Here is a 13,475-nt window from a genome sequence, read left to right on the forward strand (position 1 = left end):
GAGGTTAGGACAAAACCCCAAAAAGCTATTTTTCTCTTTGAGAAAAATAGCTTTTTTTGCTGAGCGTTTTCTTAATAAGGATGTTCTTATTATCCAACAGGGTTTCTATTTCTGTCCCACCACCTTTTTCTTGAAAATTGTTTCATTACATAAAAAGACGACTCTCAAGCCAACAGGCCATAAGAGTCGTCGTTAAATTATGCGAATGGTGACGGGTGGCTGTCCATTAATTCGTCATCTTCTTCATCATCGTCCACGAGCATTTCATCGAATTCCATCTTAATCGCTTCATAAATATATAAAGCTGCTATAAGGTGCGGGAATACGATGCGTTCGCCGAGTTTTGCAGGATGCGGTAAAATGCCGCCGCGAACTTTCAATGAAATATACGTATAAGCAAGATCGCTCAACGGATTGTCATCACCGGCCACTTCACTTGCGACAGCCGCAAATGGAATGAACTCTGCATGCAGTTGCTGTGCAAGGTTTAAAGCCTGTTCATCTGTTGCGTGACGCGTAAAAATAATGACACGGTCAGCAGGCAAAAGTTCAACGTTTTCTGTATAGCGGGCAAACTTGGCAAATTTACCTTCCCCAAGCTCTGCATTGATTGCAACAGCTTCCATTTCACCAAATGCCGCAAAGTAAATTGTTCCTTGCCCAATTGCTGCCTGTGCCAATAATCGTGCAGTTTCTTCAATAGATTCTTCTTCAGTTTGCTGAATGCGCTGCAGAAGACCTGTTAATTGCGTAGTTAAAATTTTAGACATATTTACACCTCAAAGTTATTATAAAATTGTGTACATAAAAAAGCAAAAACACAAACTCTCTACATAAAAGAGGGGAAAGCAATTTATAATCGAATGTAATTAGTATAAATTATTATTATAATGGGGGATCACATTGAAGGGGATATTAATAGTAGACGATCAGCAAGGAATCAGGATGCTTCTAAATGAAGTATTTAAAAAAGAAGGATTCACAACATATTTAGCCGCAAACGGATTTGATGCGATAAAAATTGCACAGGAAAATGCACTTGATTGCGTTTTGCTGGATATGAAAATACCCGGAATGGATGGACTGGAGATTTTAGCCCGTTTGAAAGAAGATCACCCGGAGCTGCCTGTAATGATGATGACTGCCTATGTGGAGCAGCATATGATGGACAGAGCGAACGAATTAGGGGTAGTGAAATATTTTACAAAACCTTTTAATATTTTTGAAGTACGGGATGAGGTTAATAAATTAGTAGAAAAGACTGAAAAAATATAAATGAAACAGGCGAGCAGGCAGTAGCGCATACTGTCTGTTTTTGTTATGATTAATCTAAATGTTTTTGTCATTTCATGTGATTTTGCATAGAATTGACGATGAAAAAATACTTAAAAAAAGCATTTTGTGCAAACTATGTTTTTATAGCAGCAAACTAATTATGTATCTTCGAGGAGGATTTTAATAATGGCATTAGTTTCAATGAAAGAAATGTTAATTAAAGCAAAAGCGGAAGGTTATGCAGTAGGTCAATTCAATATTAATAACCTAGAGTGGACACAAGCCATTTTACAAGCGGCAGAAGAAGAAAAATCACCGGTAATTCTAGGTGTCTCTGAAGGTGCCGGGAAATATATGGGCGGTTTCATCGCTGTCGTAAAAATGGTTGAAGGCTTAATGGAAAGCTACAAAACAACTGTGCCAGTAGCAATTCATTTAGACCATGGTTCAAGCTTCGATAAATGTAAAGAAGCAATCGACGCTGGTTTCTCTTCTGTTATGATTGACGCTTCACATCATCCATTCGAAGAAAATATTGAAACGACTAAACAAGTTGTTGACTATGCACATGCAAAAGGCGTATCGGTTGAAGCAGAACTTGGTACTGTAGGCGGCGAAGAAGACGGTGTCATTGGCGGCATTATGTACGCAAACCCGCAGGAGTGTAAAGCACTGGTTGAAGCTACAGGTATTGACTGTTTAGCTCCAGCATTAGGTTCTGTTCACGGTCCATACAAAGGTGAACCAAACTTAGGATTCGCTGAAATGGAAGAAATCTCTACATTAACAGATGTACCGTTAGTATTACATGGTGGAACTGGTATTCCAACAAAAGATATTCAACGTTCAATTTCTTTAGGTACAGCAAAAATTAATGTCAACACTGAAAACCAGATCTCGGCTACGAAAGTAATCCGTGAATTTTTAGAAAATGATAAGAAAACATATGATCCACGTAAATATTTAGGTCCAGCTCGTGAAGCGATTAAAGCTACAGTAATCGGTAAAATGCGCGAATTTGGCAGCTCTGGAAAAGCTTAATTGATAGAATGAAGCTTCTTTCACAGAAGTCTTTCTAAAGCTTTGCTTAAAAGACAGCTAAATTATTACCTATTTAATGCGTAATAATGAATCCACAAAAGAAAAGTGCACAAAATAAACGTACTTTTCTTTGTGAACACGTGTTTTTCAACATAAGACATCTCGTTCACAACTTGAGCGAGATGTGTTTTTATAATCAAATGTAAATCAATCGGAGGCTATTATAATGAAATTTTTTATCGATACAGCAAACTTTGACGAAATTAAAGAAGCATACTCTTGGGGGATTCTTTCAGGTGTAACGACAAACCCATCATTAGTTGCAAAAGAATCAGGCGTGAACTTCCACGACCGCTTACGTGAAATTGCAGAGCTAGTAAACGGCTCAGTTTCTGGTGAAGTCATTTCTTTAGACGCTGAAGGAATGATTCGTGAAGGGGAAGAATTGGCAGCGATTCACCCGAATATTACTGTTAAACTTCCAATGACTCCGGAAGGATTAAAAGCATGTAAACATTTCTCTGAAAAAGGGATTAAAACGAACGTAACATTAATTTTCTCTGCTAACCAAGCATTAATGGCAGCACGCGCAGGCGCATCTTATGTATCTCCTTTCTTAGGACGTTTAGATGATATTGGTCAAGATGGCGTAGAATTAATCCGTGAAATTGCTGAAATGTTTGCTATCCACGAAATTGACACGGAAATTATCGCCGCTTCTATTCGTCACCCGCAACATATTACGCAAGCTGCATTAGCTGGCGCACATATTGCAACAACTCCATACAAAGTTTTACAGCAACTGTTTAATCATCCATTAACAGACAAAGGAATTGAAGGATTTTTAGCGGATTGGGCAAAGCGTGAAGGGAAATAATAAGAATACCTCACAGCAGTCTAATTTACTGTGAAATCTTTTCCAATGTAAGGGAGAACACAAAATGGATGTTTATAAAATTCAAGGCGGAAATCGTCTAAAAGGTAAAATAACCGTTAGCGGTGCAAAAAACAGTGCAGTTGCTTTAATTCCTGCATCAATTTTGGCTGATTCTTCCGTTACCATTGGAGGAATTCCAGAGATTTCAGATGCATGGACGTTAAAGGCACTACTCGAAGAAATTGGCGGCGAAGTAACATTTGAAAATGGCAAGATGACGATTGATCCATCAAAAATGGTTGCAATGCCGCTGCCAAACGGTAATGTTAAAAAGTTACGTGCTTCCTATTATATGATGGGTGCGATGCTCGGCCGTTTTAAACAGGCGGTAATCGGCATGCCAGGCGGATGTTTTTTAGGGCCGCGTCCAATTGATCAGCATATTAAAGGTTTTGAAGCTTTAGGAGCAAAAGTAACAAATGAGCACGGTGCAATTTATTTACGCGCAGAAGAACTAATCGGTGCGAAGATTTATCTGGACGTTGCAAGTGTCGGCGCCACAATTAATATTATGTTGGCGGCAGTGCGTGCAAAAGGGAAAACTACAATCGAAAATGCAGCGAAAGAGCCTGAAATTATTGATGTTGCAACACTATTAACGAATATGGGTGCGAACATTAAAGGGGCAGGAACGAGCGTTATTCGTATTGAAGGTGTCGATGAGTTAAAAGGCACAAAACATACAATTATACCGGACCGGATCGAAGCAGCTACATTTATGATTATGGCTGCAGCGATTGGTGATGGTGTACTCGTCGATAATGTTATCCCGCTTCATATGGAAGCCGTCACAGCGAAACTTCGTGAAATGGGTGTAAGTGTTGAAGAGAATGAGGAAAGCATCTTCATTTCCAAGCAAACGAAACTGCAGGCAGTTGATGTGAAAACACTTGTCTACCCAGGATTCCCGACCGATGTTCAACAGCCTTTATCTGTATTAATGACACAGGCAGAAGGCACATCGATGATTACAGATACGATTTATTCTGCCCGTTTCAAGCATATAGATGAACTGCGCCGTATGAATGCAAAAGCTCGTGTTGAAGGCAATACAGCCATCATTCAAGGACCTGCATCTTTGGAAGGATCCACGGTAACGGCAACAGATTTACGCGCGGGTGCGGCATTAGTATTAGCTGGACTTATCGCAAAAGGTGAAACAGAAATTCACGATATTTACCATATTGAGCGCGGCTATAGTTCATTAATTGAAAAGCTGTGTGCAATCGGTGCAAATATTCGTAAAGAGTCCATTGTCATTAATACAAAGAATAATGCATAAATTTGCTATTATTCGTGATCAGAATCGCGCAACGATGAGAGTATGATAATATATATTTGGGTAATAAAAATATGTTAGTTCATAATACAATTCAAAAAAGCAGTTAATTTAGGCTGTTAAAATCGGTTTTAACCGATTACAGGAGGCAAACACAAAATGGAACGTAGTTTATCAATGGAAGTAGTACGTGTAACAGAAGCAGCAGCGATTGCATCAGCGAAATGGATGGGACGCGGACTTAAAAATGAAGCGGACGACGCAGCAACAACAGCGATGCGTGTTATGTTTGATACAATCCCAATGCATGCGACAGTTGTAATTGGTGAAGGAGAAATGGATGAAGCACCGATGCTTTATATCGGTGAAGAATTAGGGCTTCGAAATGGCGGACCTGAAGTTGATATCGCAGTAGATCCATTAGAAGGTACAAACATCGTAGCAAAAGGTACAAATGGTGCGATGACAGTACTGGCAATTGCAGACCGTGGCAATCTATTAAATGCGCCTGATATGTATATGGATAAAATAGCTGTAGGACCGGAAGCGGCAGGAAAAGTTGATATTAACGCTTCTGTAACATACAACTTATTGCAAGTAGCTAAAGCAAAAAATAAAGATATTTCCGATGTAGTAGCAACACTTTTAGACCGACCTCGCCATCAGCATATTGTCGATGAAATTCGTGAAGCCGGTGCACGTATTAAATTCATCCAAGACGGTGATGTAGGTGCAGCGATCAACACAGCATTCGATGAAACTGGTATCGATATTATGTTCGGTATGGGTGGTGCCCCAGAAGGTGTAATCGCAGCAGTTGCTTTAAAATGTTTAGGCGGCGATTTCCAAGCGAAACTAGTACCTGAAGATGAAGAACAGCTTGCACGTTGCATTAAAATGGGTGTCGACGTAGATAAAGTATTAATGATGGAAGACCTGGTAAAAGGCGATGATGCGATTTTTGCAGCAACAGCTGTAACAGATTCCGAGCTTTTAAGAGGTGTTCAATATAAAGGTTCCTACGCACTTACACATTCAGTTGTTATGCGCGCGAAAACAGGAACAGTACGTTTTATCGAAGGACGCCACAGCATTGAAAAAAAACCAAAGTATGACCAAATTTAACTTCTCATATAATGTAAGTAGCCTCAAATAGAAAATGCCCATTTTCAAATTACTTGCACTATAATATAATAAATGCCCAGTGTAAAAACTGGGCATCTTTCAAATAAAGTGTAGTATACTTCTCTTACACAAATTCCTAAAATCTTTCAATAACTTAATTTTTCAAATTAAATTTTAATAGACTGGAGAAAACGTATGACAGCATTAACAATTGCTCAATTAGAAAGCATGACATTAAAAGAATTATATGCTTTAGCGAAGCAATATAAATTATCAAATGCTAGTAAGCTAAATAAAAAGGAACTAATTTTTGCAATCTTAAAAACCCGCTCTGAACAGGAAGGTTTCTTCTTCATGGAAGGTGTTTTAGAAATTATTCCTACAGATGGCTTCGGATTCCTGCGCCCGATTAACTACTCTCCTTCAAAAGAGGATATTTACATTTCTGCTTCTCAAATTCGCCGCTTTGATTTACGAAATGGTGATAAAGTTTCAGGTAAAGTGCGTCCGCCAAAAGAAAATGAACGCTACTACGGCTTGTTGCAAGTGGATGCTGTAAATGGCGAGGACCCTGAAGTTGCAAAAGAACGTGTGCATTTCCCTGCATTAACGCCGCTTTACCCGAATCGCCACATCAAATTGGAAACGGTTCCTACAAAACTTTCGACGCGTATTATGGATTTAGTAGCGCCAGTCGGTTTTGGACAACGTGGTTTAATTGTTGCGCCGCCAAAAGCCGGTAAAACATCTTTATTAAAAGAAATTGCCAACGCGATTACGACAAACCATCCGGAAGCGGAACTGATCGTACTACTTATCGATGAGCGTCCGGAAGAAGTAACGGATATCGAGCGCTCAGTAAATGCGGATGTCGTATCTTCAACGTTTGATGAAGTACCTGAAAACCATGTGAAAGTCGCGGAAATCGTATTGGAACGTGCAAGACGTCTAGTAGAGCAAAAACGCGATGTTATTATTTTAATGGATTCGATTACACGTTTGGCACGTGCCTATAACTTAGTAATTCCGCCAAGCGGCCGTACACTTTCAGGTGGTATTGACCCTGCTGCATTCCACCGTCCGAAACGTTTCTTCGGTTCTGCCCGCAATATTGAAGAGGGCGGCAGTTTAACAATTTTAGCGACTGCACTTGTTGATACAGGCAGCCGTATGGACGAAGTAATTTATGAAGAATTCAAAGGAACGGGTAACCTTGAACTGCACTTGGATCGCAGCCTGGCAGAACGCCGTATTTTCCCTGCAATCGATATCCGCCGTTCAGGTACACGTAAAGAAGAGCTTCTTATTCCGAAAGACCAGTTGGATAAATTATGGGCTATCCGTAAAACATTCAGCGATTCACATGACTTCGGTGAAAAGTTCTTACGCAAACTGCGCACAACAAAAACAAACGAAGAATTCTTCGAAAAGCTTGATACTGATATGAAGAAAGCAACGAACGGTAAAGGGTTGTTATAAATTTTAGAAGATTTGCCGGAATGGAAATCAGGTTCTTAATATATTGAGGAACTACATATATTCAATTTCGTAAAATAATATAAAATAGTTGCAACCTTTTTTAAAACTTGCTATACTTCTTTAAGTATGAAACGTGCACATATATAGCTGACCTCAACACATTACGTATGTAGTGACATATTCGGGCTATGTAAGGTGCAGTTCGAAAATACTCTGTTCCGGATGGTTCAGGGCGAGAGGAGAAAACGAATATGAAACAAGGTATCCACCCAGATTACAAAGTAGCAACAGTAACTTGCTCTTGTGGTAATTCTTTTGAAACAGGTTCAGTTAAAGAAAAGATCTCAATCGAGTTCTGTAACGAATGTCACCCATTCTATACAGGTCGTCAAAAGTTCGCTTCTGCTGACGGACGTGTAGATCGCTTCAACAAAAAATATGGTATGAAATAATACCTCTGCCCATTTCCGCATTGCCGGAAATGGGTTTTTAATTTTTATAGGGGTCCGTTTCGTTTTATTAGAAGGGATTACGCAGTTATTAGAAAATTTATATAGGTTATTAGACAATCTGAAACGTTTATTTGAAAATTGCGACCGGATATTAGAAGATGTACATATTATATTAGAAGTTCCGACTTTTATTAGAACAAATAAAAATATATTAGAAGAAACTAGAAGATATTAGAAATCTTTCGCACACGTTTCACATAAGAGAAAGATTCTCGTAAATACAGTACCTTTAGCAATAGACGTATGGCGAAAAACTAGCTAAGATAAAAGAAGTGAAAAGTTGACCTTGAGTTTGATGCTCAAGGTTTTTTATTGGTGAAAAATGAACTTGTAAACTTAATTAGAAACGAGGAAATAGAAATGGCGCAATTATTTTATAAACATGGGGCGATGAACAGCGGGAAATCGATTGAAATTTTAAAAGTTGCCCACAATTATGAAGAGCAAAATAAAGCGGTACTGATTTTTACTTCTGGAATTGATACGCGCGATGAAGTCGGAACGGTTTCAAGTCGAATTGGCTTAAAGCGTCCGGCGATTGCGGTTTTTGAAGATACGAATCTATACGAAATCGTGGAAAAACACGACGAAAAATTATATTGTGTACTTGTAGACGAAGTACAATTTTTATCAAAGGAACATGTGTTACAGCTGACTCAAATTGTCGATGAGCTGAACATTCCGGTTATGGGCTTTGGCTTGAAAAATGACTTCCAGAACGAGCTGTTTGAAGGCAGCCGTTACATGATGATCTACGCGGATAAAATTGAGGAAATGAAAACAATATGCTGGTTCTGCCATAAGAAAGCGACGATGAACTTACGAGTAGATGAAAACAAAAAACCGGTCCGTACTGGTGATCAAATTCAAATTGGGGGTAATGATAGTTATTACCCTGTTTGCCGCAAATGCCATTCCAATCCGCCACTATAATTTAAATAGATGAAATGTTAATGTGTAAATGATATGAAGAAAGTTCAACATAGATGTAGCAACAACCGTAAAATTTCTTTATACTAGTAAAGGTGCATTTTAACGTAACTCGTGAGAAGACGAGTGAAATACAACGAATAATAAAATAACTTTTAGAGGTGAACTATAGATGTTTGATCGTTTACAGGCGGTTGAAGACCGTTACGAAAGATTAAATGAATTACTAAGCGACCCGGATGTTGTGAGCGACTCCAATAAGCTTCGTGAATATTCAAAAGAACAATCCGATATTCAGGAAATGGTGGATGTCTACCGTGAATACAAATCGGTAAAAGAACAATTGGCAGACACACGCGAATTGATGGAAATTGAAAAAGATGCAGATATGCTGGAAATGATGAAGGAAGAGTTTAACGATTTAAATAAACAAGTTCCTGAGTTAGAAGATCGTCTGCGTATTTTATTAATTCCTAAAGACCCGAACGATTCGAAAAACGTAATTATGGAGATCCGTGGAGCTGCAGGCGGGGACGAGGCCAACATTTTTGCTGGTGACCTATTCCGTATGTATACACGCTATGCGGAAACGCAAGGCTGGAAAGTAGATGTAATGGAAGCAACACCAAACCCGGCAGGCGGCTTTAAAGAAGTGATTTTCATGATTAACGGTCAAGGTGCCTATTCGAAATTTAAATATGAAAACGGCGCACACCGTGTGCAACGTGTACCAGCGACAGAATCACAAGGCCGTATTCATACATCAACTGCTACGGTAGCATGTTTACCGGAAGTACATGTAGAAGATGTAGAAATTCATGAAAAAGATATTCGTGTTGATACATTCGCATCATCTGGTGCGGGTGGTCAGTCGGTAAATACAACGATGTCTGCGGTTCGTATGACCCACTTACCGACAGGCGTTGTCGTTTCGATGCAAGATGAACGTTCACAAATTAAGAACCGTGAAAAAGCGATGAAAATTTTAGTTGCGCGTGTAGCGGATAAACACCGTCAAGAAGCACAGGCAGAAATCGATGCAACTCGTAAGACAGCAGTAGGAACAGGCGACCGTTCTGAACGTATCCGTACTTACAACTATCCACAAAACCGTGTAACAGATCACCGAATTGGTTTAACGATTCAAAAACTTGACCAAATCGTTGAAGGTAAGCTGGATGAAATCATCGATGCACTTATTTTAGATGAGCAGGCAACACGCTTATCAAATTTGAATGAAGATGCATAAAACTATTTTTGAGGCCCTGAATGGGGCTTCTTCTTTTTTAGAGGAAAACGGTCGCGAAGGAAATGCCGCACGAATTTTATTGCAGCATATTTTACAGACAAGCTACTCAGGATTAATGATGAAAATGCACGACACTTTACCCGAAGATCAGCAACAGCAGTTTGATGCTTTTATCCAAGCACATGTGGAAGGACGTCCCGTACAGTATATAACGGGTGTCGAAGAATTTTACGGAAGGTCATTTTTTGTGGATGAATCGGTACTGATTCCTCGTCCGGAAACAGAAGAACTGATTGTTGGGACGATTGAGCGGATCCGTAAATTATTCGGTGATCAGGAAAACCTGAAGTTTGCCGATATCGGAACAGGCAGTGGTGCCATTGCCATTACGATGAAAAAGGAATATCCACAGCTTGATGTTACAGCAACGGATCTTTCACCTGCAGCACTTGCAACAGCGCAAAAAAATGCTGAGCACCTGCAGGCAGAAATTACATTTAAACTCGGTGATTTAACAGAACCGATTGCAAATGAAAAATGGGATATTGTCCTTTCCAATCCTCCCTATATTGCCTATGGGGAAATGGAGGAAATGTCTGATGTCGTTGTGGCGCATGAACCTCATCAGGCATTGTTTGCCGATGAAGACGGACTCTTGCTTTATCGTAAACTAGCAGAAAATTTACCATCTCTCATGAACAAGCCTGCATTAATTGGTCTGGAAATCGGTTATACACAAGGAGAAGCGGTAGCAAACTTTTTCAAAAAAAGCTTCCCCGATGCCCATGTATCAGTCGTACAGGATATAAATAAAAAAGATCGTATAGTTTTTTGTGAAATTAGTGAATAAAAAATAGATTCCTTGTAAACAATGTTTGCAAGGGGGAATGTTTATGTTACATGATTACGATATTCAAAATGAATCCAATCTATTTTTAGCGATTGCTAAATTACTAATAAGTGTCCTATTTTTATATTGTGCGGCTACATTTATACCTACTTTTGTAGATGATGTCCGCATTGATCAGGGGGAAAGCAATGACCAGTTAAAATTCCGCGTCATTGCCAACAGTTCGACAAATGCCGACCAGCTTATCAAATATGAGGTTGTGGAAACAATCCAAACCTATTTGCAAAATACACCTGAATTTTCAGAAGATATCCACAGTGTGGAAAACATGTATCAGGAAATTCAGAATAATTACCCACAATTAGAAATTACCTATAAGTTTGGGGATAACTTAATCCCACCGAAATGGACGGCGGGTCAATTCTATCCGCAAAACGAATATTATTCAGTGAATTTCATTATTGGACAAGGGCGGGGCGAAAACTGGTTCTGTGCAGTGTTCCCAACGCTTTGTACAAACAATGAGCCAATGAAAAAAGAACGTCCGCCATTTTATGTTGCGGAATGGTGGAACAAATTTAAACAAAAAAATAATCCACAAAAAGCAGAAAAAGATATACAAAATGCATTAAGTTACTAACACCTTGGGGATAGTTACACGAAACATCTAGAGAAAGGAGGAAAAAGTAATGCACACTTTCCAATTGAATGTGGATGAGTTTGTGGATAATTCAGAAAATTATACACAGGCTGTGGATTTATTAAATAGCGGCGAAATAGTCGCTTTCCCGACAGAAACCGTCTATGGCTTAGGAGCGGTTGCGACAAACGAGCAGGCCGTGAAAAAAATATTTGCTGCAAAAGGACGCCCTTCGGATAATCCTTTAATTGTCCATATTGGTACAGTGGAAGAAGTAACGTTGTATACAACAAATATTTCAGAAGTTGCCCGCAAATGTATGGACGCTTTTTGGCCAGGTCCATTGACACTTGTTATGCATGCTAAGCCGACTGTTTTAGCGCCAAGTGTAACAGCAGGTCTCGATACAGTTGGAATTCGTATGCCTGATCATCCGGTAGCACTGGAACTTCTTCAAACATTAAAGAAACCGTTAGCCGCGCCAAGTGCGAATCGCAGCGGCAAACCTAGCCCGACGAAAGCCGAACATGTATTTGAAGATTTGCAAAAAATTATTCCTTGTATTTTGGATGGCGGAATGACGGGGATCGGACTTGAATCGACTGTTTTGGATGTTACGCTGGATACGCCGGTTATTTTGCGTCCGGGCGGTGTAACGAAAGAAATGCTCGAAGCGGTAATTGGACCGGTTGTTGAGCCTAGTCTGGAGCAGCAGAAAATCGAATCGACACCGAAAGCGCCCGGCATGAAATATACTCACTATGCACCGGAAGCTCCTGTTTATCTAATTGAGGCAAATAAGGAAGCGATTGAAAAGGCTATTGCCGAATTAAAGCCGGAACATAAAGTTGCCTTATTGGCACCGGAGAGCTTTAAAAACATTGAGGCCGATTATTATTTTTCATTCGGTAATGCCAATGATCTTGATCAAATGAGTGCTTCACTATATGATGCATTGCGTGCATGCGATAAAACGGATGCCACGATTATTTTAGCGACAGCAACATCAAAAACAGGTGTTGGCACAGCGATTATGAACCGTCTGGAAAAGGCGGCGGGCAGCAAATGGTATTTACTTTAAGACTTAAACCACATCTTGCAACATCGGGATGTGGTTTTTATGTATAACCTAAAGGATATTTCCCGACCTGAAAGCATAAATTACAACAGCGCTTAGTGGAAGAGGGGAACAGATGCAAGAAGTAGTTGCCGGAATTTTAATGTCGTTCGATGTCGTTGCACTGTATTTAATTGCTACAAATGTTAAGGCAAAATGGTTATTAGCTTTATGGACGGCATTTTTACATATGCTTTTTCCGTTACTGGGTTACCGATTTGGAGAATGGCTTGCCGTCTATTTAACCAGCTGGGCATCAGGTCTTTCGACACTGTTGTTGTTTTTTGTGGGGCTGCAGTTACTGCTCTCGAAGAAAGAGGAAAGTTTTCCGGCAATGTCTCTCCCGATAATTGCGATTTTCGCCAGTATTGACACCTTTTCAGTTAGCCTATCTTTTGGTATGCTAAATTTACAAAAATATGTTTTTATCGTTAGTGCAGGCCTATCAACATTTATATTGTCATATGCTGCATTGGTAATAGCGCAAAAGTCGCCAATATTTAAAAATAATGCATTAAAAAAAGTGGCAGGAATCCTACTGATTATTATGAGTGTGATGCTACTAAAATGGTGAATTAGAGGGTGTGAGGAACATGAATATTTATTTTATTTGTACAGGCAATACATGTAGAAGTCCTATGGCAGCAGCAATTTTACAAGCAAAAAACTATGAGAATATTACTGTGCGTTCAGCAGGTATTTATGCACATAAAGGCAATGAAATGTCCCTGAACGCAAAGGAAATATTACACAGGAAAAATATTTCGCAATCACACCGTTCATCGCAATTTACGGTAGAAGATGCACAATGGGCGGATTTGATTTTAACAATGACGACCGCTCATAAAGAAATGGTCCTCCGTTTGGCAGGAGAAGCGGCACATAAAACATTTACATTAAAGGAATATGTAGAAATGGAATCACTTGATATTCAGGATCCATTCGGTGGGAACCTGCAAGTTTATGAACAAACGTATGAGCAATTGAACGAAGCAATTAACAAGCTGGAAACTAAATTGAAATTGGAGGATAAAATTTAAC

At 39.5% G+C, this 13,475-nt stretch carries 15 protein-coding genes; 14 read left to right on the top strand and 1 reads right to left on the bottom strand.

The window, feature by feature from the left end; genetic code table 11:
• Positions 1–197: 197 nt before the first annotated feature.
• Positions 198–770 carry a DUF2529 domain-containing protein gene (locus tag MKY27_RS02675; protein ID WP_339197497.1) on the bottom strand — a complete coding sequence of 191 codons (573 nt, stop codon included), beginning with the start codon at positions 768–770 and terminating at the stop codon, positions 198–200.
• 133 nt (positions 771–903) lie between these two features.
• Here MKY27_RS02675 and MKY27_RS02680 point away from each other — a divergent pair, with 133 nt between their 5' ends.
• The 14 genes from MKY27_RS02680 to MKY27_RS02745 all read left to right on the top strand — a co-directional run bounded on the left by MKY27_RS02680 (position 904) and on the right by MKY27_RS02745 (position 13,474).
• The gene (locus tag MKY27_RS02680; protein ID WP_079524626.1) at positions 904–1,275 is read left to right on the top strand and encodes a response regulator; all 372 of its coding nucleotides are present in this window, start codon (positions 904–906) and stop codon (positions 1,273–1,275) included.
• Between the two features lie 186 nt (positions 1,276–1,461).
• A complete protein-coding gene (locus tag MKY27_RS02685) occupies positions 1,462–2,316 on the top strand; it encodes a class II fructose-bisphosphate aldolase (protein WP_079524627.1) in 855 nt (284 codons plus the stop codon).
• Between the two features lie 226 nt (positions 2,317–2,542).
• The gene (gene fsa / locus MKY27_RS02690) at positions 2,543–3,193 is read left to right on the top strand and encodes a fructose-6-phosphate aldolase (protein WP_079524628.1); all 651 of its coding nucleotides are present in this window, start codon (positions 2,543–2,545) and stop codon (positions 3,191–3,193) included.
• Positions 3,194–3,257: 64 nt separating this feature from the next.
• Positions 3,258–4,535, top strand: a complete 1,278-nt coding sequence (locus MKY27_RS02695) for a UDP-N-acetylglucosamine 1-carboxyvinyltransferase (RefSeq protein ID WP_339175117.1) — start codon at positions 3,258–3,260, stop codon at positions 4,533–4,535.
• Between the two features lie 156 nt (positions 4,536–4,691).
• Positions 4,692–5,657 (top strand): class II fructose-bisphosphatase, encoded by a 966-nt coding sequence (glpX, locus tag MKY27_RS02700; RefSeq protein ID WP_339197499.1) that lies wholly within the window; start codon positions 4,692–4,694, stop codon positions 5,655–5,657.
• 195 nt (positions 5,658–5,852) lie between these two features.
• On the top strand, positions 5,853–7,136 hold the full coding sequence (gene rho, locus MKY27_RS02705) for a transcription termination factor Rho (RefSeq protein WP_079524631.1): 1,284 nt from the start codon (positions 5,853–5,855) through the stop codon (positions 7,134–7,136).
• Between the two features lie 251 nt (positions 7,137–7,387).
• A complete protein-coding gene (gene rpmE, locus MKY27_RS02710; RefSeq protein ID WP_008404481.1) occupies positions 7,388–7,588 on the top strand; it encodes a 50S ribosomal protein L31 in 201 nt (66 codons plus the stop codon).
• A gap of 420 nt (positions 7,589–8,008) precedes the next feature.
• Entirely contained in the window at positions 8,009–8,581 is a 573-nt protein-coding gene (locus MKY27_RS02715; RefSeq protein ID WP_339197501.1) for a thymidine kinase, read from the top strand.
• Between the two features lie 169 nt (positions 8,582–8,750).
• Complete coding sequence (gene prfA / locus MKY27_RS02720; protein WP_339197504.1) at positions 8,751–9,827, top strand: peptide chain release factor 1; 1,077 nt, start codon at positions 8,751–8,753, stop codon at positions 9,825–9,827.
• Complete coding sequence (gene prmC / locus MKY27_RS02725) at positions 9,814–10,677, top strand: peptide chain release factor N(5)-glutamine methyltransferase (protein ID WP_339197506.1); 864 nt, start codon at positions 9,814–9,816, stop codon at positions 10,675–10,677. Before prfA ends, prmC begins: the two co-directional genes overlap by 14 nt.
• Before the next feature lie 43 nt (positions 10,678–10,720).
• Positions 10,721–11,317, top strand: a complete 597-nt coding sequence (locus tag MKY27_RS02730) for a stage II sporulation protein R (protein ID WP_339197509.1) — start codon at positions 10,721–10,723, stop codon at positions 11,315–11,317.
• Positions 11,318–11,366: 49 nt separating this feature from the next.
• Entirely contained in the window at positions 11,367–12,398 is a 1,032-nt protein-coding gene (locus MKY27_RS02735) for an L-threonylcarbamoyladenylate synthase (protein WP_339197511.1), read from the top strand.
• A gap of 112 nt (positions 12,399–12,510) precedes the next feature.
• Positions 12,511–13,008, top strand: coding sequence for a manganese efflux pump (locus MKY27_RS02740; RefSeq protein WP_339197514.1), 498 nt, complete (start codon positions 12,511–12,513; stop codon positions 13,006–13,008).
• 19 nt (positions 13,009–13,027) lie between these two features.
• Positions 13,028–13,474, top strand: coding sequence for a low molecular weight protein arginine phosphatase (locus tag MKY27_RS02745; RefSeq protein WP_339197517.1), 447 nt, complete (start codon positions 13,028–13,030; stop codon positions 13,472–13,474).
• Position 13,475: the final 1 nt, after the last annotated feature.

It is taken from the genome of Solibacillus sp. FSL R5-0449 (assembly GCF_037975215.1).
Taxonomy (GTDB): domain Bacteria; phylum Bacillota; class Bacilli; order Bacillales_A; family Planococcaceae; genus Solibacillus.